We start from the raw sequence: 25656 nt of genomic DNA on the forward strand, positions 1-25656 counted from the left end.
GCCCCAACAAGCTACTGCCTTCGTGGCCGTAGTCGCATCCCCGTCGCCGAACTCGCCTGCTCGGCCCACGAAGGCGGGGCGATAGACATGGCGCGGATACGCACCATCAAGCCGGAAGCCTTCATCTCCGAGTCGCTCGCCGCGGTGAGCGTCCATGCCGAGCGGACCTTCTTCGGCCTGCTTACGCAGGCGGACGACCATGGCCGCTTCCGCGACCAGGCCGCCGTCATCGCCGGCGCCCTGTGGTCCCTGCGCCCCGAGCACGGCCCGCTGGAGGTCGAGGACGACCTCACGCAGCTCGACAGTGCGGGTCTGATCTGCCGGTACGAAGGCGACGACGGCAAGCGGTACCTGCACATCGTCACCTGGGCCCATCACCAGAAGATCAACCGGCCCAGCGGCAGCCGCTGCCCGGCCTGCCCGCGCCACCAGGGCAGCCGGTCGGACGAGACGGCCCCGCCCGTTCACGGAGCCCTCCATGAACAGGCCGTGAGCCCTCGCGGTGGACACCCTGATGCGTCACGCGGACGCAGCGAGCCCTCCGTGAACCGGGAAGCCGCAGGTCAGGGCAATTTCAGTGAGCCCTCACCGCAACGCTGGGAGACTGCGGTGAGGACTCAGGGTCCGGATCTAGGACCTAGGATCCTGGATCTAGGATCACCTCCGGTGGGGAGCGCAAGCGCCCCCACGCCCCCTGCCGTCTCGGGTTCGGTCTCGGCCAAGGATCTGGTCGCCGAGCACGTCGCCGCATGCCAGTACCGCCCGCCCAGCGACGTCCTCGGCCACCTCGGCAAGGTGGTCAGCAAACTGCTCGGCGAGGGGTTGTACCCCGACCACATCAGGGCCGGGATGGACCGCATGCGTAGCAAGGGGCTGTCCGCTGGGCTGCTGCCGAGCCTGGTCGACGAGGCCATGAACGCTCCACGGGCAGCTGCCGCCCCGCACCGGGCATGGACCAATCCGGCGCCCGCTGACGTCGAGGCGGCCTACGGGGGTCAGCTGTGACCACAGCCACCACCAGCCGGGAGCCGCAGCGCATGAACACCCTCGCCGCCCGCCTCGGCACGATCCTCGCCGAACGGGGCATCGATCCAACTACGTCACCTGCCGAGGCTCCTTCGGAACGGGTGACCGCGCTGGAACTGGCCGCGGCCCGCATCCCGCCCCGTTACCGCCACGCGCTCGCCGGCCACCAGCAGGTTGCCGCCTGGGTCGACGAGGTGGCCCTCGCCGCCCGGCCCGGCCCGAGCGGCACCCGGGGCATCGCACTCGGACCGTCCCTTCTGATCGCCGGGCCCACCGGCACCGGCAAGACGCACCAGGCGTACGGCGCGGTGCGCTCGCTGCTGACCGCCGGGGTACGGCTGCGGTGGGAGGCGGCCACCACGGCCGACCTGTACGCCCGCTTGCGCCCACGTCCCGGCCACGACGCCGAGCGCGACCTCGCCACCCTCAGCAGCTGCCCGCTGCTGATCCTGGACGACCTCGGCGCAGCCAAGCAGTCGGAGTGGACCGAGGAGATCACGTACCGGCTGATCAACCGCCGCTACACCGACCTGCTCCCCACCCTCCTCACGACCAATCTGCCGACCTCCGCGCTCCGTGACGCCGTCGGCGACCGCGTCGCCTCCCGTCTCGCCGAGATGACCACCACCGTCGTCCTCACCGGCGCCGACCGCAGACGCCAGCTCTCCGCCTGACCGCACGGCGCCGCCCCTCACCAGCTCACCTTCACCACACCGCCCGCCCGCGCCCACGCCTGCCCACACGGCGCGGCGGGCCCTTTGGAGACCCCTGCATGACGGAACTTGCCATGCCCGCACTCGGGTACTGGAACGCGATACCTATCGCGCTCGCCGCTCTCCTGGCCGCTCTCCTGGCCATCGGCACAGTGCTGCTGGTCAGGTGGCTGATCTACCGACACGCTCCCCTAAACCACGCCAAGCGACAGTCCGGAACGCCCGCGGTCAGGGTCGCCGCACTGGCCGCGGTCGGATGTACCGCCTACAGCGCCGACACCAGCTGGAGGTTCGCCGCCGACTACCTCGACATGAGCGGCACCACCGAGCGCACCGCGATGTTCGCCGCCGCGGAACTCGCCCTCTTCGCCTCGGCCCTGCTGGCGCGGCAGAACCTGCACGGCCCCAAGCAAGCACCCGGCCTGCCCGGCGTCCTGACCTGGGTGATCACCGCTGTACAGGTGATCCCCGCGTACGCCGAGTCGGGTGTGGTCGGCGGCACGGTGCGGGCCTTCGTGGGACCGGTCATGGCCGCACTGCTCTGGCACCAGGCCATGGGCATCGAACTGCGCATCCGCACGCCCGAGGCGGCCTCCCACAGCCTCCTCGCCCGGATAGGTCGCGAAGCACGCGAACGCGGCCTCTCGCGCCTTGGGGTCGCCGAACACGATCGTGACGCCGCGCAGATCAGCCGCGACCGTGCCACCCGCAGGGCCGTCGCCCTGGCCGCGCACCTTGCGGAGCGAACCCCGAAGCAGCGCGCCGGCTGGCGAGGCCGGCGAACCGCGCGACGGCTTTCCCGCGCCGTCGCCCAAGCCTCTGTGGGAAGCGACCAGTGCCAGCGCGACGTGCTGCTGCACCAGCTTGCCGTCCGCCGTCACGCGACAGCGCTCGCCACGATCGAACTGCCATCGCCTTGGACCGCCTTTACCCCGAGCGAAGACACCCTGCGCCATGTCGAGACGACTCCCCCGCGCAGCCGGTCAGGTGCAGGTTTCGCCTTGACGAGCGAGGAAGCCACGGAACACGCCGACTCCAACCTTCGCCTTGAGTCCCTGCCTCCTCGATCCGTGCAGAACCAACTTCCCCTGCACGATTCGGTCCCCAACCTCGAGACCACCGAGCCGTCCCCCGAGGACGACGTCCCCACGACGCAACGCTACGGACGTCCTCCCGGTGCCGAAATGGACGAACTCCTCGCGATCGGCCGCGCGGCCATCGCCATGCACGGAACAGCCACCCGCGCCGTACTACGGAACGCCATCCGCATGGCCGAACTCCCCATCTCCGAGGACCGGCTCACCGAACTCAAGGCCCTCCTGGCCTCAGAGCAGGGTTCCGAGACCGCCGTCCCCACGGGCTGACCGGATATCCGGTCAGCCCTGAACGCCGCACGGGGGCCGTGGACCAGCAACCCCGTCTGGTCCACGGCCCCGCCCCCTTCGCGCCGCTTGACCAGGCACGCACGGCCCTCCCCTACAGCTCTGCGCTCGAACCAGCGGGAGTCGGGGCTGCTGCCCGTACGTCGACCTGGTCCGCCGCCGTCCCCCCTCAACCAGGAGCTGCTCTCCATGCAGGATTCGTGCACCAACAGCCCAGAGCATCAGAACGTGAACCGAGCCACGCCAGCCCAAAGCGCAGCAAGTTGTCGGGTAAGGAGTCCTTACCCGGCGTCCGCCCCAGGGGAGGCGGAGGCTTCCGGCGCCGAGGCGGCACCGGAATCGGGCGGCCCGGGGGTGCCGACCGAGGTAGGGACCAGCGCCCCGTCGCCGCTCGTCCCGCACAAGCCCGCGCCGCGCCGTCGACTGCGTGATCGACAGCTGCGCAAGCGCCGCGTCCACCCTCGCTACAACGACCACGAGTTCGACCTCGTCCAGCGCGCTGCCGCCGTCAGTCAGATGGCACCCGGCGGCTACGTCGCCGAGAGCTCGCTGGCCGCCGCACGCGCCGACGACCCCACTGCGGCCGTGGCCGACTACCGCGCCACCGTAAAGGCGCTGCTCGCCGCCAACGGGCAGCTCGGCCAGGTCGGCAACAACCTCAACCAGCTCACCGGACACCTGAACAAGGACGGTGACATGCCCGCAGCCGACACCGTCCTGCGGATCCTCCACCGCGTCGAGGCATCCGTTCAAGCGCTGGATGGTGCCGTCGCCCGGGTGATGGAGGGGCGGTGAGACGGTGATACCCAAGATCATCCTCGGTCAGGGCGGCACCCGCGGTCTAATCCGCTACCTCTTCGGCAAGGGGCAGGCCAACGAGCACGTCGATCCACACCTGGTGGCGTCCTGGAACGACTTCGCCCCCGACCCTGGCCGCAGCCCGCATCGCGACCCCAAAGAGGTGGAGAGGCAGCTCGCCACCCAGCTCGACCAGCCCGTGCGGATGCTGGGCGAACGCGCACCGCAAACCACCTTTTGGCACTGCCCCATCCGCGCCGCCCCCGAAGACCCGAACCTCACCGACGCTCAATGGGCGGACATCGCCCGCAGGATCGTGGCCGCCGCCGGCATCGCCCCCGGCGACGACGAGAACGCATGCCGGTGGGTGGCCGTGCGCCACGCGGACGATCACATCCACATCGCCGCCACCCTGGTGCGCCAGGACGGCCGCCGTCCCCAGCGCGACCATGACAAACGGGCTGTGCAGAAGGAAGCCCGGCAGATCGAAGTCGACTACGGGCTTCGGCGGTTGAAAGCGGGCGATGGCACCGCCGCCAAGCGGCCGACCAGCAAGGAACTCTTCAAGGCCAAGCGCCTGGGCCAGGACACCACGGCCCGCGAAGTCCTCCGCATACGTGTGCGCAGGGCGGTCGCCGCCGCAGGTGACGAGGCAGAGTTCTTCACGCTGCTGGAGGCGACTGGCGTGACCGTGCGCCTCAATCGTGCGCCGTCCGGCGACGCACTCGGCTGCAACTTCGCGCTGCCCGGCAACACCAACGAGAACGGCGAACCCGTCTGGTTCGCAGGATCCACCCTGTCCCCCGACCTCTCCCTGCCCCGGATCCGCGAACGTCTCACCACCACCAGCCCTGAACCGGTCACCGTCCGGCCGCGCAACCCGTGGCACCAAGCCACCTCCGCCACCGACCGCATTCCCCACCACCTCTCCGCCGACGACGACCACGCCGCCCAAGGCCAGCTGGTGGCTCTCGGTGCGGCACTCGACCTGTTGCCCATTACCGCACCGACCGCAGCCAGGGCCGAACTGCAACAGGCCGCCGTCCTCTTCGAGCGCGCCACCCGCTCCCGCATCACCGCCGACCTCGACAGCACCCGGGTCCTTCGCCGCAGCATCCAAGCGATCTGGCGCGACCGCCCCCAGGACAAAGACGGTGCCGGGTTCGCCATGCTCCTGGACGCCGCATTCACCGCGGTGGCCTTCGCCGCCCACTGGCACCGCACTCGCCAACACGCCCAGCAAGCAGAGGCCGCCGAGCGGACCCTCCTGCACCTGCGGGCCGCCTACGAACAGGTCGCCGAGCCAGTCCTGGCCGGCCTCGCGCGACGCGCCCCCGCACAGCAGACGAAACACCGCCTCGCCCACCACCTCCAGCAGGCAGTACCGGAGTACGCCGAGCGCATCCTCAACGACCCCGCCTGGGACGCGCTCGCCACCGTCCTGGCCGAAGCAGAAACAACAGGACACAACGCGGCCACCATCCTCAGCCAGGCACTGAGCCAGCGCACCCTGGAGGACGCCCACAACCCCGCCCGAGCACTGACCTGGCGCATACGCCGCCTCAGCCAGCGCCACACACCCAGCCCCCGCGCCCAGGCGGCCAGGGCCCGCAGCGCCACACAACGCTCCGGTGTCCCAGCCCGTTCGCCGGCCGCAACCCCTCCCCCGCAGCGGTCACCGGATCGGCGGCGCTGACCGACAAGCGGGGCAACATAGCCGACGATCGCCGGTTAGCCAAACCGGCGATCGTCCGGAGAGTTGATGCCTCAACCCCCTCTCCGGAAGGACCCCCTGTATGGCCCAGACCGACATCCGACCCCGCGTAATCGTTCTCATCACCGACCTAGACGTCTCCCGCGGCGACGAGCCCGATCGGCTTTTCCATCACGATGGGCGCCCGTTCACCACTGCCGAATGCAATCTGATCACCACCTGCACCCCGGCGGAGATGGACATCGCAGTCGCGTACATGCGGTCGATGGGCGACTGGATGAGTGAACCCCAGACGGTACAAAAGGCCCTCATCGGCCTGTACATGAAGTACGCATACCAAGTCCCCGATGGCTTCTCGGGCAGCGTCTACGACCTGATGACTGACGAGGACTACGCGAAGTTCGAGCGCCTGGTCGAGATCTTCAAGGCCGACGATGCCTTCGAAGACCGCGCCGGACACGAACAGAACTGACCGGCTACACGCCAACGGGCGGCGCTTCAGGGCTCCGTCCGTCGCACAGCCCCCGCAGGGCCACCCGTCAATCTACGTGAACCCTGGCCCCGCACATGCCCGCAGGCCCGGCCGGAAACACCGGCCGGGCCTGCGGCATGCACACACGAACTCAAGTAGTCACACGAGCCGTCGCCACTGCCTTCCCGAGGTGGACATCGACCAGCGCGGAGCAGGACCTACCGACCGGGAGGCCCTGCTTCATAGCGCGGAGTACTGCTCAACTAGCCGGGGCACCCAAGAGCCGGTCCCGCGTGCTCTCCGGCAGCACCCGGCGGAGTACCGGTGCGGTGGAGCTGAGCGAGGAGGCGAACGCGGCAGCAAGGCTGTGGGGCACGCTGGCACTGAACGATGCGGCCCACAAATATCCGGCGTGCACACCGAGTTCAGCCCATGCCTGCCAACCTGTTGCACCTGGTTCTTCCGCCTTGACGCTAAGGGCGCGGGGATCGGCGTCCTGAATGAGCGGTGGGACCTCACCGAAGCTGAGACGGGAAGTGAAGGTGGGGTGCATCGCCACCGAGTCGGGCTGGTCCGCGTCACGGAGCCAGCCGTGCTCCGCGACAACGTCCATAACGAGCTCGGGATCCATGAGCGCCGTAGTGGGCTGTTCGTCGGCGTCGAGCGCGAGGAGAAAGTCGGAGAGGACCTCACCAGGGATGCCGGTGGTGAAGTAGGCCGACCAGCTCGCAAGCGGGCTATCTGGGCACCCCCGGGCGGAAATCTGCCACGCGATCGGCAGTTCACCCAGGTGAAATGGCTCATCCGGCAGCACCCATTGGGCCCATCGGAGGGTGTCGGGGCTGATATGGAGGACCGTGCTGCGCACAACCTGTCGGTCCTCCGGTGCCTCGTTCGGCTCCTGCCTTCCGCGGACGATCACGAGGCTCGTCCAGCCGAGGCCGGCGAGCGTGTCAGCGACAGCATCGTAAAGACGTCCGTCATCGCCGGCCAGGTGCCGGGGCCGACCCAGTACGCAGGCAGGGCACCCCGTTTCGGGGTCGACGGGTCAAGCAGAGGGTCGGGATACAGGAGCGCCTCCAAGGGCTGGGTGCGGGTGTACGTTCCGCCAGCAACGCGGCGAGGGCGGCGCGGCAGCGGACGGGAGCCTGCGGTTCAGAGCTACGGCTACCTCGAGCGGCAGGCGCCCGAGCCAGCTGGCGGCATCTCGCTCTCAGCCAGACAGACGAGCGGAGCAACCGCGGCTAGTGGGAGCCGTGGGCACGCCGACCATCTCTCTGACCTGGGCTTCTGGAAGGTCATCTACGTTGGCATCCCTCTGCACCCGTTGGCCAGTCTTTCGCGACTCCTTCTTGTCTGCCCCCGGCGAACTGGGACGCGCGCGACGCTCCTACGTCGCCCAAAGCGCCGCATAGAAGCCGTCAACACCAGCCACGCCCCTCGGTGGGGCAGCAACGTGAGCCGCGTCAAATGTCATCGCCGACCGAGGCATGGCCACGACCTGAGACCACTCGCCGCCTTCTCGGCCGCAGGCACATGCCCTCCGACCTAGGGCATGCCAAATGCAGCGGCAGCCGACCCCCGGGGGCCAGCCTTGCCGGATCCCCGAAGAAACCCCGTGCGCACGACAAGCAGAGTGCTGAATAGTTACTGCATGGATGCGATCGAGGCTGCGCGGGCCGTTGTAGAGGAACACCACCCTGACGCTCGGGCTGCGTTTCTGGGAGGCAGTGTCTTGACGGGCCGCCGCACGGCGATGTCGGACCTCGACATCGTGGTGCTCCTCCACGGATCCCCGGCGCCGTATCGGGCAAGCCTCCGGCACGGTGAGTGGCCGGTGGAGATGTTCGTGCACACCGAAACGACGTGGCACGCGTTCGTCGAGCGGGAAGTACGCAATCGCCGGTCCCCGCTGCTCTGGATGTGTGCCGACGGACTGCTGCTCTTCGACGCCGATGGTGTCGGGACGCACCTCGCAGCGGAGGCCAGCAAGCTGACTGCCGCGGGACCGCCCACGGTGTCGGCTGAAGAGATCGACGACTGCCGCTACGCGATCACCGACCTCCTCGACGACCTCGCAGGGAGCACCGACCAGAGCGAACGGCTGTTCATTGCCACCGAACTGGCGAGACGAACCGCCGAGTTGGCGCTGGCTGTCGGCGGATCCTGGAACGGAGGCGGGAAATGGTTGGCACGCCGTCTTGAGACCACTGCGCCGGGGCTCAGCATGCGGCTGCACGATGGCCTGCGTGAAGTACTGGAGGGGCGGATTGAGTCCCTCGTGGTAGCCCTGGACGAAGTGCTGGAGCAGGCCGGCGGCCGGTTGTGGGTCGGGTACAAACGCGGTAGAACTCCGTGAACGAGGTCGCCGTAGGACGGCAGGCCCGCGTTGGAGTGGCCGCGCATCGCGCACGCACAGCTCAGCCTCACCGTGTCGAACAGACCCCAAAAAAGGACGGCGCCGACCCACCAACGTGGGCCGGCGCCGGGTTTCAATCTCAGGCGTCGATGCGAGCCACCTTGCGACCTACCTTGAGGTACAGCTCGGCGCCGTCGAGTGCCCCAACCTCGCTCACCACTGCGCCGAGCTCCTGCTGGACGGACGCCTCCGTGAGCTGAGTGGTCTGCTGCTCTCCGTCTGCCTCACGGATAAGGCGCAGGCCCTTCTGCTGAGCGACACGGCGCACGGCGGAGATGCTGGGGGCGAAGTCCAGCGTGCGGCTGATCAGGGCCCCAAGGGTGTCCTCGGAGTGCTCCTTCATGGATACGACGGGGAGGTTCTGGGTGTCCCCGAAGGACCGCTTGGAGAAGCGGGCCGTGAACTCCGCGCGGGCGGCGGCAGCGACATGCGGGCCGTGGAGAGCCGCCACAACCTCGCCGGCGAGGATCCGCTTGACTGCCATCGGATGCGCGGTTCCCTCCTCCAGGCGCTTGGTCACCACGCGGATCTCGTCGTCCGTCCATTCGGTGAGGAGCTGGAGGTACGGCTCGGTCAGGTGGTCGGGGATGGACATCAGCCGACCGTACACATCATCGGGCGTTGCCGTCAGACCCACGTAGTTGCCCTTGCTCTTGCTCATCTTGGAGCCTGTGCCGTCGGTCCCCTCGATGAGCGGGGTGGTGATGACGACCTCCGGCGTCTGCTCCGAGATCTCCATGACCTTGCGGCACATCTGGAGGTTCAGCAGCTGGTCGACTCCGCCCAGTTCGACGTCAGCCGTGATGGCCACCGAGTCCATCGCCATCACGACGGAGTAGACGAACTCGGCGATCGACAGCCCCTGTCCCTCTGCCAGTCGGGTGCGGAAGTCCTCACGCTGGAGCGACATGGAGACGGGTACTCGGGCGAGGATCTCGACGAGCTGCGGCAGGCTGACCTTGTTGAGCCACTCACCGTTGAAGCGCAGATCGGCACGCTCGAAGTCGATGAACGGCGTGACCTGCTGCTGGTACGTGCTCAGGTTGCGGGCGATGTCCTCGTCGGTGAGAGCCGGCCGTTCCGAGGAGCGCCCCGACGGGTCACCGATCTTCGCCGTCACGTCGCCGATGATGAAGACGACGTGGTGGCCCATGCGCTGCAACCGGCTGGCGATGATGATCGGCACCGCGTGGCCGAGGTGAACATCGGGCGAGGTCGGGTCGATGCCGTACTTGATGACGAACTGACGTCCCTCCGACCGCGCGGCCTCGATCTTCTCGGCGAGTACCGCCGCCGACGGGATGAGGTTGATTGCGCGCCCCTCGACCAGCGCGGCCTGCTCCTGGGGGGAAAGGTCGGAGAGGTCCAGGGAGCGCCGGGCTGTTGTCTCGTCGAGCAGCTGCGAGACCGTATAGTCCGCGCCCAGGTCCGCTCCATCGAGGATGTGCATGACACTGGTGACGGACTCACTCAAACGGCTCATGGCGCGTATACGCTCCTGCGTCGGACAACTGGCCTGGCCAGTAGGGATGGGGAGCGGCGATTTTATCACCGCTGCTCTGGGCGCGCGGCTGAAATGATCAAGAATGCCCCGACTCCCCTTGGCCCGTCGTGAGCTGAACCTGCGGCCGTCCCACGATGACACTGGAAAGCGACCGGACCCACAGAGCTAATGGGTCCCGCGCCCAGATGGTGTCCTTGAGCATCCCTGGAATCAGAAACAGGGCGGAAAGTCGTTCCCCTCGCTGCAACGAGGATTCCACTCCGTGCCTTGAAGCGAGTGCTCGAAAATGCCGCGAGATTCTTTCGAGCCGACGGCCATGAGCCCATGGGGGAGGATTTCCACGCATCGCACGGAGCCGGTCCGCAAGCGCGATGCACACCTCAGCCCGATAGTCCTGTGAGACCCCTGGCGTGCTCCGGTCAGTCATGCTGCGCGGGTGGACCCTGTAGAAGGTCACTGGGTCCTGGAGGACGAGACCTCGGCCGGCCTCGCGCAAGGCATGGAAGAAGATCTCGTTGCTCACCGGCAAGAGGCTGAGGGCCGCTTCTCGGTGCACAAGGAGAGTGCTTGTGTTGCCGCCCGGATGCGGTTCTTTCAGCTTCGGGTGGCCGAGGGAGTCGACGACGTTCTCCCAGTGCTCGATGAACAGCGCTTCCCTCGCCGATGCCATCGCCTCCGCGCACGTGCGCAGCTTCGCCGGGTGGAACCAGTCGTCGGCGTCGAGCGGAGCCACCCAGTCGCCGCTACTGAGGAGAGCGGCGTCGGTCAGGGTTCGCCCGAAGCCTTGTCGACTTCTCCGGATTACTTTGATGTCGCCTTTTCGGCGGCGACACACTTCTTCGGTCTCATCGGTAGAGCCGTCGTCGATGACGATGACTTCGTGAAGGATGTATCGCCCGGGCTCCTGTTCCAGGCAGCTGGTTATTGCCTGGTCGAGATACCTGCCGTAGTTGTGGCACAAGATCACGCACGAAATACGTGGCAGGGAGTTCACAAGCCGCTCCCGTACACAAGGGCGTAGTCGTCCAGGATCGTCTTGTGCTCGTGAGCTCGGTACTCCAGGAAGTCACGGTCGAGAAGTCGTGGGCCGCAGCTGAGACGAGCAGTCGCGTTTTCCAGGGCAGTCAGAAATTTCTCGCCGAACAGGTTCGGGTGTCCGTGCGACCAGTCGAACCATTCAGGTTCCTCAACCATGCCCTTGTGCCGCTCGTACTGCTCGGGCAGGTGCCCGGTGCGGGAACAGACCGGAAGCAGGTTCAGGTCGAATGCCAGCTCCAGCTGCCCGGAATGGCTCCCCCAGAGGTACGGAAGAAGGAGGGCGTCCGACGCCAGCCCGGCTTGGGCCACCTCCTCGTCTGTGGGGTAGGGACGCATGGTCAGCCGGATTCGAGGATCGCGCCGGGCAGTCTCCAGGAGTAGCGGGGCACGGCCGCCCTCGGCGAAGTCGGCGGGGCTGAAGGCGCGGAGCAAGAGCTGGAGCGTGCCGCGCGGGTCAGTTGTCCCGAGGCTCCAGTTCGCCATGGTGGACAGCTGGTCGCGGCTGGCTCGTGAGGCTCCGAACATGAGATACCGGCCTGCCGAGCTGGACGGCTCCCGTTCCAGGTCAACCAGCGACTCAGGCGCTGCGACGTACCCGTGCGGGATAACAGCCGCCTCCGGACACTCACCAATCAGCTCCGTCAGTTTCGTGACGGAGCCCTCTGTCAGGCACACCCAACCGACCTCGGCCGAGTGAAGCGTCCGCAGCCGGTCCACGAAGTCGCCGGCGCTACCGACCATGGGACGCGTGTCGTGGGCCGTGCAGACGACGTTGACGCCCTCCTCCAGGCACGCGTCGAGCAGGCGTTCCAGAGTGGTGACGTCTTCGAAATCGATGTGGTGCAGATGCAGGACATCGAGCCAGTTAAGAGGGCGGTGTTCGAGGAGCCACTGGGCACCGACTGCTGCCGGCACCGTCTCACCTCCCCGGATCTCCGTCTCGTTCAGGATGTGGAAGTCCCGACTCCGCAGCTTCCACGCATATGGGGTCCGGGCCGGCAGGTGCACCACTCGCATGCCCTTGCGTCGGGGAGGTGCCATCACGGTCGTCCCCCCTCTGCTCCTTCCGCGCCGACGAGGAGCAGCTGGGTGGACAGCCCGTTGGAGAAGTCGTCGCTTCTGGTGAGGCCGGTGTGACGGATCGCGAACCCCGACGCGCGAAGCAGCGCCTGGAACTCGTCGCTCGCCCACTCACGCACATGGCTGGGGTTACGGGGCGGGCCGGGAGTGTCATAACCGCTACGGCACTCGCGAGCCGGCGTGGACAGTACGGCTTCGGCGCTGCCTTCGTGCAGCAGGCCGCAGATCAAAGACAGAACGGGCATCGGATTCACCAGATGCTCGACCACGTCGGAGCAGATCACTAGGGATCGGCGTACGAGTGAGGGGGCGATGGGCAGCCCCTCGGTCGACTCGAGATCCGCCTCGACCCACTGCCCGAAGGAGTGGTTGTCTCGGCACCAGAGGAGGTTGTCTCCGAAGTCCACTCCGATGAAGGTCCATGCCGGGTACTCACTGGCTAACGACGCCAGCTTGCCCGCCCTCCCGCAGCCGATGTCGATCAGAACGTCGCGGCCGAGTTCCTTCGCCCGGGCGGCGGCGTAGGGGTAGACGTCGGGCTGCCAGGTAATAGCGTCGTCCGCCTCGTCCCGGAAGTACTCCACCTGGTTCCGACTGCGGTAGCCACTCCGGATGAAGAAGGAATCAGCGCCCCCGAGGGGCTGGCGGGAGATCGCGGTGTCAGCGTGCATGGGAAGGCTCCTTGCTTACTTGGGCCAGTGGGAGAACAGGTGGAGCATCCGCTCGACGAGCTGCTCGCGTACGGCATGCCACTCAGTACCTCCGGAGCGGCGCGCGATTGAGGCCCTGTCGTACGCCCGTCCGTCGACCTCCGGCAGGCAGGCGTACATCTGGAGCAGCGCCGAGCCGTCGTCGGTGGGCGCGCCGTCGGTGTCCGCCTCAAGCAGTGCCCGGATGTCCTCGACATACATAGAGGCGTCGATTCCGGATCCGGGGATGCTTTTGCTCATCTTCGGGAGGCCGCCGAGGCCGGGGATCATCTTGGTGTATATGCCGGACAGCCGTTCTGCGGGAAGACCCCAGCGCTCCGCGCCACGCCGGGCGAGGGCCACGTACTTGTGCTCGTCGACGCCGAGGGAGACCAGGACGTGGCGCCCGTCGCGGAGGAGCTGCACGAAGTCCGCGGCCATGAGCAGCGTGGCCTGCTTCATGCCGTAGTTGAGCTGGCCGAAGACACCGTGGTTGCGGTAAAGCCCTGCGAGGTCCTCCTCCGCCCAGTGGAAGTCGTCGTCCTCCAGATAGCGCGACAGCAGAAAGGCAGTCGCCAGGACGTCGGTCTCGCCCTCCTGCCTGCGGAGAACACCGCGCCCGGCGTCGAACCCGAGGCGCAGGACGAACTCCTCGTACTGGTCCGCGAGTCGCCGCACCGAGTCCATTGGCTTGCGTCGCGCGTTGAAGGAGTCGAGATCCCCCAGCACGATCTGTACGTCGAGGCCGCACTGCTGCAGTTTGACCGCGCGCAACAGCTGGAAGAGGGTGCCGGCGTGGGGCGGTCCCCCAAGTCCGATCCCGGTGGTGACGATGGCGGGCTGGTCGGCCGCGACCGCCTCAGCGAACTGGCGCGCTCCGGTGTGGCACACCCATTTCGTCTGCAGGTCGTCAGGGCTCATCCCTGCAAGAGGGAAGTCGATGGCTCCGAGGCCCAGCCGTTCGTAGTGGTGCTGGTCGATAACGTTCTCGTAGTACGCGGCGTCGAACTTCATGCGATTCCTTCCAACTGTGACTGCTCCCGGAGGTCGAAGGCCCGACGGACCAGGGGCTCGAAGCCGTCGACCAGAAGGTTTCCGAGCGCCGCGTTGCGCGGCGCGGACACGCTGCCGAGGTCCGCTGTGACCGTTCCGTCCGCGAGGACCCAGACTCGGAATGGGTAGGGGTCCAGCGGAGCTCGCGTCGGCTGGGCGTAGATCGCCACGCCTTCGACGACGTCACGCACGCCCTCCACAGCCCGTACGAAGTCGTCTCGCTCGTAGCCATAGACCTCCGCCTTGCGTGTGCTGGCGCGGCCGATGGGGCGGTACTGGGAGATGAGCCAGTACTCGACCTCGGTCCGGTGGGCCACCCCGGCTATGAGCTGCGCCAGGCGGGGCAGTTCCTGGATCGAGCCGGCCGTGGTGAAGGTGTTGAACGCGAGCTGGCGCTGGTCGGCGGTGAGGAACTCCACATTGGACTGGAACCGCTCGAAGTAGCCCTTCCCGCGGAACCAGTCGGCCGTCTCCGGGTCCGGACCGTCGACCGCCAGGGAGTAGACGGTCACGTGGTCACGGACACCGGCGTAGCGGTCGCCCAGGAGAAGCCCATTGGTGTGGAGGTTCGTCTCGAAGCCGACCTCCCGGGCGTGCTGGAGGGCGACCTCCAAGTGGTTGTCGTAGGGCATCACGGGGTCACCGCCGGTGAACACGCACCGATGGGCCTCGGACTCGGAACGGACTCGCTCGATAACGCGGCGGACGGTGTCCTCGTCGGTCCTGACCCGGTTGCGCTCGCGGTAGCAGAATCTGCACACGCCCGGTGAGGCACTCGTCGGTTCAAGGTCCCAGGCGTTGCAGTCGGTGTTGAGAACCAGGTGGATGATCGCGAGCTCGCCGTGCGTCAGCATGGAGCCTTCTCCCTCTTCCCAGGGCTGACCAGGACGGCGGCCGGAGCGGCCAAGTGCATGAGTGCACGCAGTCTGTGCGGAGCGCCGCCCGTGAGACGTACGAACTGCCGAAGCGTGTCCAGTCCCGCGCCGGCGTCGATGAGGTCGAGGGCCCTGTCGATGCCGGACTGGATGGTGGGGGCCGCCTCGGACATCACCAGGAGCAGTGCCGCATTGAGGGCGACCGCGTTGCGCGCCTGGCTTCTGTCCTGCCCGGCCAGGACGCGTATGGCAGCGGCGACGTTCTCCCGTGGGTCCTCGTACTGGGCGACAGACGTCAGGTCCTGCGGCATCGAGGCAGCGCCTCTGCGCACGTCATCGTTGAACATCAGGTCCTCCTGGCCGGAGTTGATCCGACAGGCCCGCACCTGGCTCCCAGGGAGCAGTTCGTCGACCTGGGCCGCCCTACCGAGACTGGAGTTCATGACCGTCACGTCGGGCAATCCAAGCTTGGAGAGCAACCGGGCGGAGGCACCCACCGCAGGGTGCGAGAGGCCGTACACGTAGGAGGGACACGTGACCGGGCTGAGGAGCGCGGGAAACGCCAGGCTCAAGGCGTGTACCGCCTGGAACCTGCCTCCGTAGCGGCGGTCGAACTCGGGTACACGGTTCTCGATGGAGAAGAACCCGAAGCCGATCTCCGCCGTGATGTCGACCATCTCCCGGTGCGACACCGTGTCACTCGTCGCACCGATCAGGTCGATGAAGTCGCGCGACCCGGTCTTCGACGACGCACTGCGAGATCCGAGTTTCGCGATGTGTGCTCCGCCGGCAGCCGCCACCAGTGCGGCGGCGGTACTGAGGTTGATCGTCTTGAAGGTCTTCTTTCCGCTGCCGGTGTAGCCGACGAACCGCACGCCGGACGGCGGACGGTGAAAGTCCCATCCCTTCCGGTCCAGGTCTGTCGCGGCCCGGATCGCGGCCTCCACCTCCTCCAGGCGCGGCCCCCGCAGGAGCAGCCCCGTCAGGACGCTCCCCAGCATCACGTCGCGCGTCGGGCCTTCCGGTAACGCGAGGATGCGGGTGATCCCCTCGTGGACGTCCTGGGGTGCGATATCGGCCGGTGAGTTGATCTTGTGGGCCAGCAAGGGCGCTGTGACCGCCACGGCGTGGGCTCCTTTCATCAGAATCCGGATGTGAGCAGGACCTTGAAGGGGCGATGGCGCGATCCATCTCGCAGGGCCGCAAGCCCCTGGGGCAGTTCACCGAGGGGGTACCGGTCCCGGGTCAGCAAGGCAGCCCAGTCGCCGCCCTTGGCGATGACCTCGATGGCGTCCCTGAAGTCGTCGCGGCCGTCCGCGCGGCAGTACGAGAAAGAGCCGCGAAGGGTGATCGAGTGACGGAAGACGTCCCGAAGGGGGACGGAGAGAACGACGCGTGGGGCGTACGCGTTCTGTACGAGGATCGTCCCGCCGTCACGGACGGCGTTCAGTGCCTGCCGTATTGGGGAGTCGCTGTGGCCGGACGCAGCGTCCACGACGGCGTCGCACTGCGGGAGGCCGGCGGTATGGAGGGTTATGCGCGGGTCGAGAGTGTGCCGCAGGTGATACGCCCGCGAGGGCTCCCTCACCATCATGTGGACGTCCCACCCCGCCTCGGCCGCACAGATGGCCGTGCACACGCCAACGACGCCGCCCCCGATGACGCCAAGCCGCCCCACGGGCGTACGAAGCCCGCATCGGACTCCGTGGAGAGCCACCGCCATCGGGTCAGCGAGGACTCCGTGCGCGGGGTCGTGTAGATGGGGAAGCGGGACAACACTGTCGCGCGGCACTCTCACGGTGTCCGCGAGGCCACCCGGAAGATCCCATCCGATACGCCGAAGCCCCGGGCAGAGGTGGGCATGGCCCCGATCGCAGTATTGGCACGAGAGACAGGGCACCAGCGGGTCGACCGCGGCCCAGTTCCCGGTCTCCGTATCGATCCCGACGATCTCGTGCCCGGGGTACCAGGGTTCGGGTAACGGTCCCGGCCACGGGTGGTTGAGCTTCGCGACGTCGCTCCCGCACAGCCCGGCGTAACGGGTCTCAATGATCGTCGTGCCGCGGGCGGGAGACCTGACGTCAGGGGTGGGTACCTTCCGGAGGGAGCCCTTCTCGACAGCCCACGCGTACGTGTCGCTCATCGCGCCCCCCACCCGCCGAGCAATGAGGGGAGGAGCTCCACGGCGGGAATCGTCCTGCCGGACCAGTGAGCCTCGCCGAACGCCAGACCGTCCGGTCCGCCCCGGCGCGCCACGCGTAACGCTCGCATCCCGGCTCGTTCCGCGCCGGCCAGCTCGTCACCGCCGCCGTCTCCGCAGTACAGGACCTGACCGGATTCGGCAGCAAGTTTCCCGAGCACCCGTTGGAAAAGGCGACGATCGGGCTTCACGGCGCCGGCTCGGCAGCTGAATACGACCGCGTCGAAGTGCGATGCGAGCTCGCTACGGTCCCACGCCTCGGCAATGTCAGGAGAGGCGTCGCTGAGGACGGCGAGCCTGCTCCCTCCCTGACGGAGCTCTTTGAGGGCCTGCAGGAGAGTCCTGTCGGCCTGCAACCGTTGGCGTGCCAGCCGAGCCAGGACCGCTTCAACTTCGTTCGTGCAGGCTGCGGAGGCACCACAGCGCTCAATGAGGTGCGTTGCGACGGCGGTACTGGAACGCAGCTGCCCGTCGTGTCGCGGTTGCCAGCTACCGCACAGAGCGGCCTCCGCGATCGCCATTGGCAAGCGCATGGCCCAGGCCAACTGGGCGGACGCAGCGCTCCGTTCTGACGAGTCAGGGGCCGAGACGAGCGTGCCGAAGAGATCAAGAATCACGGCCGTCGGACGCGATTCCACCACTGTCGGGGCCCAGGGTGGGTAAGCGGCGGGCACGGCGTCGCATGCTGCTCCGGTGCCGGGCGAGAGCTCACTCGTCGCCAGGTCAGTGCTCGTCGGCGGACAGCGCATGTCAGAGCTCCATCAGTAGGACGGCGATCCTGTGCGGATCCGAACTTTCTGGCCGAGTGGGCAGCCACCCCCGAACGACTTCCTGGTCATCGCGCAAGCAGGGAGTAGGGGGTGGCTATTTGTGCAACTGGGCTCAGAGCGGCGTGCGTTGTGTACGAACAATCGCAGCGAGGGGGACCAGGGAGCGGACAGACTGTCCTGGCTTTTTCACGCATAAGCCTTGACCAGTCGCGTGCGTATAGGTAATGAGCAGACCTCGTATGCAGCCCTGTCGAGCAGGTGTAAAAGCGGCTTTTATAGTGGTCTCAACACTTTTGGCGACTCGGGCAGCTTGATGTCCGACCCCTCACCTGCTGGCGGCGAGGCCGTTAACAGTTGGCGAGCGCATCCGCGAGGCTGGACATTGTCCGTACGCTGAACTGAGTGCTCCGTCGCGAAGGGATCGATCCACCGATGAGTGAAAACCTGACGCTGGGAGACCGCCTCCGTATAGCCCGCCGGACACGGAAGCTGTCTGCCGCCCAACTGGCGCAAAAGGTCGCGATATCGCCCAGCTACGTCCAGAAGCTCGAGTCCGGCGCCCGCAAGGCTTCTCCATCGCTGGCTCTGGCGCTCGCCAAAGCGCTCCATTTCGGCCCGGAGGTTCTGACCGGCCAGCCGTACTACGGTGAGCCGGAGGCCGAGGACGGAGTGCACGCCGTCGTGCCCGAACTCCGCAGGATCATGCTGTGCTACGACCTCCCGGACGAACTTGAGATCGCCCCGCGAGCACTGCCCGTACTTGCCTCCGAGGTCGACCAGATCGCAGCGCTACGCCGGGATGCTCGCTACGCACCCATGGGACCGCTCCTTCCGTCGATCATCACGGAACTGACGCATCTCGCCCTCGGTGGCCGCAATGGTGACCAGGCACAGGCGTTCTGGCATCTCGCGCGCGCCTACCGAGCTGTTAACTCACTGGCCCACAAGATGGGGCACCACGACCTGTCCAACACCGCTTTGGAACGCGTGCGATGGGCCGCAGAGCGGTCGGGTGATCCGCTGATGAACTTCACTGCGGGCTACCTGGTCGCCGGCGCAATGCTCCGCCAGGGCGCCTACGCTTCGGCGCGCCGCAAGCTCCACGGCCTGCGCCAGGAACTGGAACGACTCCAGCCCGAGCGCTCTTTCACCAACGACGCCCTCGCGGTCGACGGCGCGCTACTGCTAAAGCTCGCTGTCCTGGAATCCAGGGAGAACAACCCGGACCGGGCAGACGACTATCTGCGCGAGGCTGAGGCCGTGGCCGCGATGGCCGGCAACCGTGACTCCCTCGCCTACGAGATGTCCTTCGGGCCAACCAACATTCGTATCCACGAAGTGCACGCCATGATCGACACGGGAGACACGGAGCAGGCCCTGGCGCGCCTCACGGAGTGGTCCGACGCGCCGGGCCAGGAGTGGATGCCCCCGGCGGCAACCGTGGGTGAGAGGTCGAGCCACCACTTCATCGATGTCGCATCCGCGAAACTGGCGATGGCGGACAGGGCGGGTGCATTCGCGGACCTTCGCCGCGCGCGGAAGGTCGCTCCGAATCACACAAGGTTCCACCCGTCCGCCCGCGAGACGACGGCCGCGCTCCTGCGTGCGGGCACCCACCCCTCCAACGAGCTTTCGGCTTTCGGCAGTTGGGCGGGAGTTATCACAAGCTGAGACGGCGTCAAGGGTGTTCGCGAAGGGAACCCACGGACAATCTGTCCGCTCGCGGGCGCCGACTGAATGGAATGGTCTCCTCACCGATGGTTACGAGGAGGCCGTTCTCATGTCCGATGCCAGCCCACGTGTTCCTGCCCTGCCGCCTCGTTGGATGCCCATAGGCGAGGGGCCCGAGCTGTGCTCAGCGGGCCAGTGGTGGGACGCAGTACGCGCCGTTGAGGTCATCGGCCGACGCGCGATCGAGCTCCTCCACGACGGCGGTGTACCAGTCGGCCCGGTCGTCCTTGATCCTGGAGGCCCGGAGCCCCGCCTGTACTTCCTGGTGCCGCCCGGCACGGCCGACGGCTGGGAGGAGCCGGGAACGGTACCGCTGGGTCAGAAGTGCCACGTCGTCGTTCCGCCGTCCAGAGCCACGGAGCCCCCTGGGTTGCACTGGCATGTCTTCCCACGCGGGCCGAGGTCGCTGACACAACCCGGTCCGCTGCGTAAGGCACTCGCCCAAGCGCGCCAAGAGCTGCGCGGACCCGAACAAGCCACGGATTCCGGATGTCTCTGAGAATCTCCCTCGTTCTGCTTCTCGGGATCGTCCTGACGGTCCTGGTCCGAGGCGGCTCCCTGAAGGGCGGCCCTGCGGTCGTGAGCGTGCTCTTCGGGTTCTTCCTGGCCAGCACGTCCGTGGCGCCGAACATCAGCCGGTTCGTCACCGGCGTTGCGGACATGATCGGCCAGATTGGGTTCTAGCAGGCTGGTCGGTTGCAACCTCAGCCCGCTCAGATGACCACGCCAGAGGTACCACCGAACTTTTAAATATGCATCTATGACCTAGGCAGCCAGATTCAGCTACGTGATGTGATTGCTTGTTCGAACTCGACTGGGCTGAGATGGCCGAGGGCAGAATGCCGGCGCCGGTTCTTGTACCAGGCGAGCCAGGAGAACACCGCCATACGGGCCTCAGAAGTCTGCATCCAGCGTTCTCCGTTAAGGCGCTCTCGTTTCGTCGTCCCGGTCGATCGCTAGTGCGGCCGGCAGCGGCAGCCCGTACTTGTCGCACAGGAAGCGCGTCTGGCAGTACCGCTGAGCGTCGGCGGCCACCCTGCCGAGTACCGCCGAATTCATGCCGGCACCGATGAGGACGCCCACGAACGGCACAACCTTGGCGACGTTTTGAACCGGCACCCTGGAGCCGGCCGGGCCTAGCTGCTGCATCAGCTTCTCAAGGGCGGCCAGGAGGCGGTGGTCATGGCGGAGCTTCTCCGACCACCGTATGCGTCCCTTGATCGCGTCCGCCGCCAGTGCGGTCTCACGCAACGGCTGGACTTTGGCCGCCTGTGCCATGAAGGATCGTTGCACCAGGCGTTGGATGAAGATCTGCTCATGGGGGTCTTTGGCGTCGTAGCCGAAGGAGTACGCGATGCGCGCTGCGATCGACGTGCTCAGGACCTGGATGACAAGGATGTCTGCTGTCATCGCGACGGGGATACCGGCGACGGGGACCATGGCCAGCAGGCCCATGGCGCCGCCTTCGAACGCGCCGACGGTCCGCCACCTGAGGGTGTTGCGGGTCAGCAGCCGGTCGCAGACTTTGAGGTCCTGCTGCCGCAGTTCGGTGAAGCTGTTGATTTCCAACCCCTGCTTGCAGGCGAGCTTCTCAACGTTCTTCGGGTCGTTGAGCTCCATGGCCCAGTCGTTGACCAGCTCGAGCAATGCTGCCGCAGCTCCGAGGGCTGGCCGCATGGCCTTGTCGGCGACCGCGTCGCCCGCGCGACGGATCGGCTCCGTGACCGCCTCCGGCACAGCGTCCGTGACACGTCGCACGGCGCTACCCGCGACCTCACCGGTGCGACTGAGCGCAGCGCTCGCCCAATTAGGCAGACCACGGCGGTTGTTGCGGCGCTGCCAGTGCTCGTTGAGCGTGTCCCAAACCTGCGACTCGTATGCGCTCATTGGGGTCGCACCGTCGACGAGCGGGTCGGCGTAAGTGCTCATTATGGTTCTCCAGTTCGACTGTGATCGCGGGGCCCACGATGCTCTGCCGGCCGACACGTGGGTGAATCCGTAGGGCGGGGGCCGACGTGCGAAGTCGGCTGCACCGGCCACCTGCGGGTTGCCGAGGAACGCATGGAGTCGGCGCGCAGCGGGCGCAACGTGGTCGCCGCCGTAGGAGCACCTCACCTGGGACGTCGGGCGGAGCGGAGGCAGAGGCGATTGAGCCGCACGTCAGTTCGTCCTGGCCGCTGCTCATGGCAGTCATAGGTACGGTCCGCCGCCCTCTGCTCCCCGGCGAGGATCTCGTCGCGTGTGGTGGTGCTCACGTACGTCCCCTCCCCCTGCGGCGCCCCGAGAGACACCGCACGCCGGGCATATGCCCAGCCCTCGGCGGAAATACTAATTAAACGCCTGTGGCCGGTGGTTGATGCCTGGTCAATGAGTCAATTCCGTTACCAGTGCGCCGACTTCTGCCCGCCATGTGCGGACCTGGGCCCGGGTGGGACCGATCTCGTACTGGTGGAAGTGGCACCCAAGGCAGAGGTGCGACCAGACGGCGTTGACTCGGCGGGCGGTCGTCGGAGGGGTGTAGCAGTGAAGGCAAAGCATCTTGGCCCGCGTAGTGGTGTCGGCGAGTCCCGGTACCGCGGCGTCGAGCGTACGGTCGACGGCGATCTCCAGGGCCGTCCGCAGTGCGAGGGAGGCTCCGCGGTGGCGGCCGGCCACCGTTGCCGCGACGCTGGGGTCGGAGAGCATCCGGTCGGCCGTCAGCAGCAGCTCTTCGATGGAGGTTCCCGGGACGCTCGTCACTTGGCCACCTCCGCCTTACGCACCTTCCGCGCGAGGTCCTCGATCTCGTCCACGAAGCGGTGAGGGTCGGCGATCCGCGCCCCCGTGGCGTGGGCACCGCTCTGGCACTGCTTGAGGAGGTCCACCGAACGCGGCCCGCAGCGGGTGCGGAGCTCCCGGTAGACGTCGCCGGTGCGGCCGATGTCGCCGAAGAAGGCCAGCGCGGCCATCTCCATGAGCTTGTCCGCATCGGCCACGGCGGACTGCAGCTCGTGTTCGGAAGCTCCGGAGCGGTGGTGTTGGATCCAGGCCACCTCAACGAAGGCATTTTCCAGCGCAATCCGGCACAGGCTGGGAAGTACGTGGGTGCGTGCCGCCTCCGGCAGGTTCTTGGTGCTGGCAAAGGCTCTGGCGTCCTCGATCGCCTGGCGGACCGGGTCATTCACTGCCTTGACGTTCACCTTGGACGACTTGCCCCGCTCGACCTCGAACACCGTGACCGGTAGTTCCTGGGTCGTGAAGGCGCGCTGGAGCCTGGTGTCGTGGGTGAACACGACTACCTGCCGGTGCTCGCCGAGCTCGTGCAGAACCTGGGCAAGCCCGTTGACCTTGGCGGGGTCCATGGACTGCACTGGGTCGTCGATGACGATGAAACCGAACGGGCTGTCGGCGGTCGCGGCCCGGGGCAGGAACAGGGACAGAGCGAGAGAGTGCTGCTCTCCCTGGCTCATCACGCTCAGTGCCGAAGCCTCCTCGCCGTCGACAGTGACGTCCATGACGAGCTTGCGGACGGTGGCCTTCTCGCTGCCCTGAAGGCTCACCGACTGGAGGTCGATATCGCTCTCCTGGCGAAGCTTCTCCCAGATCCGCTGAGAGTGACCAGTGAAGCCCTCCATGCGCTTCTCCCGCAGTTCGGCGGTGAGCGCCTTGACCCAGGCGCGGGCCTTCCTGACGTGACCCAGCCGGGGTTCGCCCTCCGCCGCGGCGCGGGCCTTCTCCGTCCAGCTCGCCAGGCGCGTGACGAGCTGACGCCACCGCTCGTCCCGCTTCTCCAGCTCCCTGGCGGCGTTGTCCTTCACCGCGGCGCAGGCGTCGGCCAGGGTCAGGGCCGTGTCGTGGAGGCGCTGGGCGAGCTCATTTGGGTCGCTGACCGTCCGGCAGGCGAGCCATGCGCTCCACGGATCGGCCAGGGCTGCCGGGACCCGCTGGGGTGTCTGAACGAGGTTCTGTGCCGCCCGTGCCGCCGAGCGCAGTTCACTGCGGGCGTCCTCAGCGGCCTTCGCCTCCTGGCGGAGCATGGCGATCTGAGCACTGGCGCCGGCGGCCCACGCCACGTCAAGGACCTGCTCCGTGCCGCAGACGGGGCAGGACTCCTCGTCGGGGTGGCGGTTGTTGTGGGCCAGGGCCCTATCCAGGAGGTCGGCGCGCTGCAGCGCGTCCTCGGCGCCGGTCAGGCGCACGTCCTCGAATCCGGCAAGTGCCTCGCGCAGCCGGTCCACCGCGTCCCCGACCTCCTCCAGGTCGGGGCCCTGCATGTCGACCGCGGCGCGAAGTTCGGCGAGGAGACCGTCATCGGCGGCGGGCAGTCCCGCCACCAGCCCTTCAAGGGCCTTGAAGTCGGGCCGGCCCTTCGTCTCGATGGCTACAAGCGCCTGGACCGCACGTTCGTCGTCCTGCAGTGCGTACAGCGCATCCTTCAGCTCCGGCACCTCGTTCTTCGCCGCCTTGACGGCGTCGCTGAGTGCCTTCTCCTGCTGCCCGAGGCGGCTGTCCACGGCACTGATGTGGCCCAATCCGAGGATCGTAGCGATGGAGTCGTACATCTGGGCGGGCTTGCCGCTGATCATGCGGCCGAGATCGACGTACGACAGGAAGGGGCGGTAGTCCGTCAGGGCCTGCTTCCAGTCCACCTGGTCGAGGGGGACCGTGCCGTGGCCGGGCCGCCGGAATGTGCCCGCACAGTCGCCGATGTCGTTGCCGGTCCAGGTGCGGGTGAGGGTGCTCCGACCGGTGTCGCCCTCGATGGCGAGCTTGACCTCGACCTCCGTCTTGGAACTCTCGTGTAGGTTCCGCCAGTTGCTGGTGCGTGTCGCGTCCTGTCCCAGCCAGCGCATGTTCGTGCCGGTGAACGCCGTCTCGACGGCCTCGGCAATGCTGGACTTGCCCGAACCGTTGCGGCCCACGACAAGAGTGACACCCGGACGGGGGGTGAGTTTGAGCCAGGCGCGGGGACCGATGCCACGGAAGCCTTCCACGGAGACGGAGTCGAGGTAGATCCGGCCCATCGGAGAGGTCTTCTGGGTCCCCGTGCCGCCGAGTGCCCCTGCCAAGAGCGCCTTTACAGGTTCGCCGAGGTCTGCCTCGGCCAGCCGTGCCTCCACCAGATCAGCGAGGGGTACGGACGTGTCCGGCGTGGGCTGTTCTGAACTGGTCATGAGGGCCTCCTTAGGGCCGGTGCTGTTCGGAGGGGTGGACATCGGCGGGCGCTGGAGACATGGGTGTCTGCCGCGCCGATTGCCGATGAGCCGCAACTTCGGAGACGACGTGGCGGCAAGGCGCCGATCTGTCGCCGGTGAGGCGCACGCGGTGTGCGTATGCCGATGAGCGCTTCTTCGCTCCACGTGGGCGCGAGGCCCAGACACCTCTGGTCAAGGGGGCAGGCAAGGAAACCCCCTGGGCGTCAGCCGACCTTCTTCCAGTCCTGGCAACCGCTGGTCTTGAAGTACTCGCCCTTGCTGACCGTGACGCGGCCCTGCCCCTGGATGTTGTCGTTGGCGATGATCGCGTCGAACTCCCCGGAAGCATTCTTGAGGCGGGCCCAGTAGCAATTGGGGAAGACGCTGTCCTGGTCCGCCCCCGTGCTCCGGTAGGTGCCGGCCTGGATGTCCTCGCCCACGAGGTACTGCCCTTCGCCCGTGAAGCTGCTCGGGGGACCGGACTTCTTCACTTGCTTCGGCTTGGCCGTGACAGTCACCTTGACCGTCTCAGTGACGGTCACCGCCGGCTTCGGTGCCGCGGTCTCGGTGACCCCGGCGGCCGGGGAGGCGCCCGAGGCGTTCGCCGTACCGCCGGACTCGCCGCCGCCTCCGATCGCGGTACCGATGATCAGCGCGACGAGCGCGGTCGCTCCGTGGGTGAGCCAGAGCTTGCGTGGCGACGGCGTGCGTCCGGTGGGCAGCAAGCCCGGCACGAACGGCTGAGTAAACGTGTGCGGCGTCGGCGTCGGCTGCGGAGGCACCGTTCCCCAGCCGGTGCCTCCGCCCGTGCCTCCCGACGGCTGGTGGGCGGGCGGCATCGAGGACATGTCAGTCATGGGGAGACCTCCGGATCGCGACTGCAGTGAGCACCAGGTGCCGGTGCGTCGAACGAGCACCAGAGTGGGACCGACAGGCTTCAAAAACCTTTGGCGAAGCTGATAACCGGGGTTATCAGCTTCCCTCTCCTTGAGTCTTTTCCTTCGCTGTAGGGTTCTGC

At 67.4% G+C, this 25656-nt stretch carries 24 protein-coding genes and 1 pseudogene; 9 read left to right on the plus strand and 16 right to left on the minus strand.

The window, feature by feature from the left end:
- The first annotated feature begins 87 nt into the window (after nucleotides 1-87).
- The 6 genes from ACIQMX_RS35215 to ACIQMX_RS35240 all read left to right on the plus strand — a co-directional run bounded on the left by ACIQMX_RS35215 (nucleotide 88) and on the right by ACIQMX_RS35240 (nucleotide 6105).
- Nucleotides 88-1005, plus strand: coding sequence for a hypothetical protein (locus tag ACIQMX_RS35215; RefSeq protein ID WP_402484217.1), 918 nt, complete (start codon nucleotides 88-90; stop codon nucleotides 1003-1005).
- Entirely contained in the window at nucleotides 1002-1700 is a 699-nt protein-coding gene (locus ACIQMX_RS35220) for an ATP-binding protein (RefSeq protein ID WP_402484219.1), read from the plus strand. The genes ACIQMX_RS35215 and ACIQMX_RS35220 overlap by 4 nt, the downstream gene beginning before the upstream one ends.
- A gap of 98 nt (nucleotides 1701-1798) precedes the next feature.
- Nucleotides 1799-3103 (plus strand): hypothetical protein, encoded by a 1305-nt coding sequence (locus ACIQMX_RS35225; protein WP_402484221.1) that lies wholly within the window; start codon nucleotides 1799-1801, stop codon nucleotides 3101-3103.
- Nucleotides 3104-3475: 372 nt separating this feature from the next.
- Nucleotides 3476-3916, plus strand: coding sequence for a plasmid mobilization relaxosome protein MobC (locus ACIQMX_RS35230; RefSeq protein ID WP_402484223.1), 441 nt, complete (start codon nucleotides 3476-3478; stop codon nucleotides 3914-3916).
- Nucleotides 3917-3920: 4 nt separating this feature from the next.
- Nucleotides 3921-5615: a relaxase/mobilization nuclease domain-containing protein gene (locus ACIQMX_RS35235; protein WP_402484225.1), complete on the plus strand. Its 1695-nt coding sequence runs from the start codon at nucleotides 3921-3923 to the stop codon at nucleotides 5613-5615.
- 100 nt (nucleotides 5616-5715) lie between these two features.
- The gene (locus ACIQMX_RS35240) at nucleotides 5716-6105 is read left to right on the plus strand and encodes a hypothetical protein (protein ID WP_402484227.1); all 390 of its coding nucleotides are present in this window, start codon (nucleotides 5716-5718) and stop codon (nucleotides 6103-6105) included.
- A 259-nt stretch (nucleotides 6106-6364) separates the two neighbouring features.
- Here the strand turns inward: ACIQMX_RS35240 and ACIQMX_RS35245 are convergent.
- Nucleotides 6365-7188, minus strand: a pseudogene (locus ACIQMX_RS35245) (DUF317 domain-containing protein).
- Between the two features lie 571 nt (nucleotides 7189-7759).
- Here ACIQMX_RS35245 and ACIQMX_RS35250 point away from each other — a divergent pair.
- Nucleotides 7760-8464: a nucleotidyltransferase domain-containing protein gene (locus ACIQMX_RS35250; RefSeq protein WP_402484229.1), complete on the plus strand. Its 705-nt coding sequence runs from the start codon at nucleotides 7760-7762 to the stop codon at nucleotides 8462-8464.
- A 139-nt stretch (nucleotides 8465-8603) separates the two neighbouring features.
- On the opposite strand, the gene tyrS is transcribed toward ACIQMX_RS35250, so the two are convergent.
- The 9 genes from tyrS to ACIQMX_RS35295 all read right to left on the minus strand — a co-directional run bounded on the left by tyrS (nucleotide 8604) and on the right by ACIQMX_RS35295 (nucleotide 17712).
- The gene (gene tyrS, locus ACIQMX_RS35255) at nucleotides 8604-10007 is read right to left on the minus strand and encodes a tyrosine--tRNA ligase (RefSeq protein ID WP_402484231.1); all 1404 of its coding nucleotides are present in this window, start codon (nucleotides 10005-10007) and stop codon (nucleotides 8604-8606) included.
- A gap of 97 nt (nucleotides 10008-10104) precedes the next feature.
- The gene (locus ACIQMX_RS35260; protein WP_402484233.1) at nucleotides 10105-11022 is read right to left on the minus strand and encodes a glycosyltransferase family 2 protein; all 918 of its coding nucleotides are present in this window, start codon (nucleotides 11020-11022) and stop codon (nucleotides 10105-10107) included.
- Nucleotides 11019-11981: a hypothetical protein gene (locus ACIQMX_RS35265; RefSeq protein ID WP_402484235.1), complete on the minus strand. Its 963-nt coding sequence runs from the start codon at nucleotides 11979-11981 to the stop codon at nucleotides 11019-11021. Before ACIQMX_RS35265 ends, ACIQMX_RS35260 begins: the two co-directional genes overlap by 4 nt.
- Before the next feature lie 125 nt (nucleotides 11982-12106).
- Nucleotides 12107-12817 carry a class I SAM-dependent methyltransferase gene (locus ACIQMX_RS35270; RefSeq protein ID WP_402484237.1) on the minus strand — a complete coding sequence of 237 codons (711 nt, stop codon included), beginning with the start codon at nucleotides 12815-12817 and terminating at the stop codon, nucleotides 12107-12109.
- A 15-nt stretch (nucleotides 12818-12832) separates the two neighbouring features.
- Nucleotides 12833-13849 (minus strand): hypothetical protein, encoded by a 1017-nt coding sequence (locus ACIQMX_RS35275; protein ID WP_402484239.1) that lies wholly within the window; start codon nucleotides 13847-13849, stop codon nucleotides 12833-12835.
- Nucleotides 13846-14742 (minus strand): radical SAM protein, encoded by an 897-nt coding sequence (locus tag ACIQMX_RS35280; protein ID WP_402484241.1) that lies wholly within the window; start codon nucleotides 14740-14742, stop codon nucleotides 13846-13848. The genes ACIQMX_RS35275 and ACIQMX_RS35280 overlap by 4 nt, the downstream gene beginning before the upstream one ends.
- On the minus strand, nucleotides 14736-15887 hold the full coding sequence (locus ACIQMX_RS35285) for a hypothetical protein (RefSeq protein ID WP_402484243.1): 1152 nt from the start codon (nucleotides 15885-15887) through the stop codon (nucleotides 14736-14738). Before ACIQMX_RS35285 ends, ACIQMX_RS35280 begins: the two co-directional genes overlap by 7 nt.
- Nucleotides 15888-15904: 17 nt before the next feature.
- Nucleotides 15905-16906, minus strand: coding sequence for a zinc-binding dehydrogenase (locus ACIQMX_RS35290; protein WP_402484245.1), 1002 nt, complete (start codon nucleotides 16904-16906; stop codon nucleotides 15905-15907).
- Nucleotides 16903-17712 (minus strand): HAD family hydrolase, encoded by an 810-nt coding sequence (locus ACIQMX_RS35295; protein ID WP_402484247.1) that lies wholly within the window; start codon nucleotides 17710-17712, stop codon nucleotides 16903-16905. Before ACIQMX_RS35295 ends, ACIQMX_RS35290 begins: the two co-directional genes overlap by 4 nt.
- A gap of 453 nt (nucleotides 17713-18165) precedes the next feature.
- Here ACIQMX_RS35295 and ACIQMX_RS35300 point away from each other — a divergent pair, with 453 nt between their 5' ends.
- Nucleotides 18166-19404, plus strand: a complete 1239-nt coding sequence (locus tag ACIQMX_RS35300; RefSeq protein ID WP_402484249.1) for a helix-turn-helix domain-containing protein — start codon at nucleotides 18166-18168, stop codon at nucleotides 19402-19404.
- Between the two features lie 184 nt (nucleotides 19405-19588).
- Here ACIQMX_RS35300 and ACIQMX_RS35305 read toward each other — a convergent pair whose 3' ends face one another.
- Nucleotides 19589-19795, minus strand: coding sequence for a hypothetical protein (locus tag ACIQMX_RS35305; protein WP_402484251.1), 207 nt, complete (start codon nucleotides 19793-19795; stop codon nucleotides 19589-19591).
- A 158-nt stretch (nucleotides 19796-19953) separates the two neighbouring features.
- Between ACIQMX_RS35305 and ACIQMX_RS35310 the strand changes: the two genes are divergently transcribed.
- A complete protein-coding gene (locus ACIQMX_RS35310; protein WP_402484253.1) occupies nucleotides 19954-20148 on the plus strand; it encodes a hypothetical protein in 195 nt (64 codons plus the stop codon).
- Between the two features lie 95 nt (nucleotides 20149-20243).
- Here the strand turns inward: ACIQMX_RS35310 and ACIQMX_RS35315 are convergent, their stop codons facing one another.
- The 5 genes from ACIQMX_RS35315 to ACIQMX_RS35335 form a co-directional block, all read right to left on the minus strand.
- Nucleotides 20244-20372 (minus strand): integrase core domain-containing protein, encoded by a 129-nt coding sequence (locus ACIQMX_RS35315; RefSeq protein ID WP_402484255.1) that lies wholly within the window; start codon nucleotides 20370-20372, stop codon nucleotides 20244-20246.
- A gap of 13 nt (nucleotides 20373-20385) precedes the next feature.
- Nucleotides 20386-21393 carry an EcsC family protein gene (locus ACIQMX_RS35320; protein ID WP_402484257.1) on the minus strand — a complete coding sequence of 336 codons (1008 nt, stop codon included), beginning with the start codon at nucleotides 21391-21393 and terminating at the stop codon, nucleotides 20386-20388.
- 435 nt (nucleotides 21394-21828) lie between these two features.
- Nucleotides 21829-22203: a hypothetical protein gene (locus ACIQMX_RS35325; protein ID WP_402484259.1), complete on the minus strand. Its 375-nt coding sequence runs from the start codon at nucleotides 22201-22203 to the stop codon at nucleotides 21829-21831.
- Nucleotides 22200-24617 (minus strand): AAA family ATPase, encoded by a 2418-nt coding sequence (locus ACIQMX_RS35330; protein ID WP_402484261.1) that lies wholly within the window; start codon nucleotides 24615-24617, stop codon nucleotides 22200-22202. Before ACIQMX_RS35330 ends, ACIQMX_RS35325 begins: the two co-directional genes overlap by 4 nt.
- 245 nt (nucleotides 24618-24862) lie before the next feature.
- Complete coding sequence (locus ACIQMX_RS35335; protein WP_402484263.1) at nucleotides 24863-25495, minus strand: hypothetical protein; 633 nt, start codon at nucleotides 25493-25495, stop codon at nucleotides 24863-24865.
- Nucleotides 25496-25656 lie beyond the last annotated feature (161 nt).

Origin of the sequence: Streptomyces sp. NPDC091416, from assembly GCF_044756845.1 — a bacterium.
Classification (GTDB): domain Bacteria; phylum Actinomycetota; class Actinomycetes; order Streptomycetales; family Streptomycetaceae; genus Streptomyces.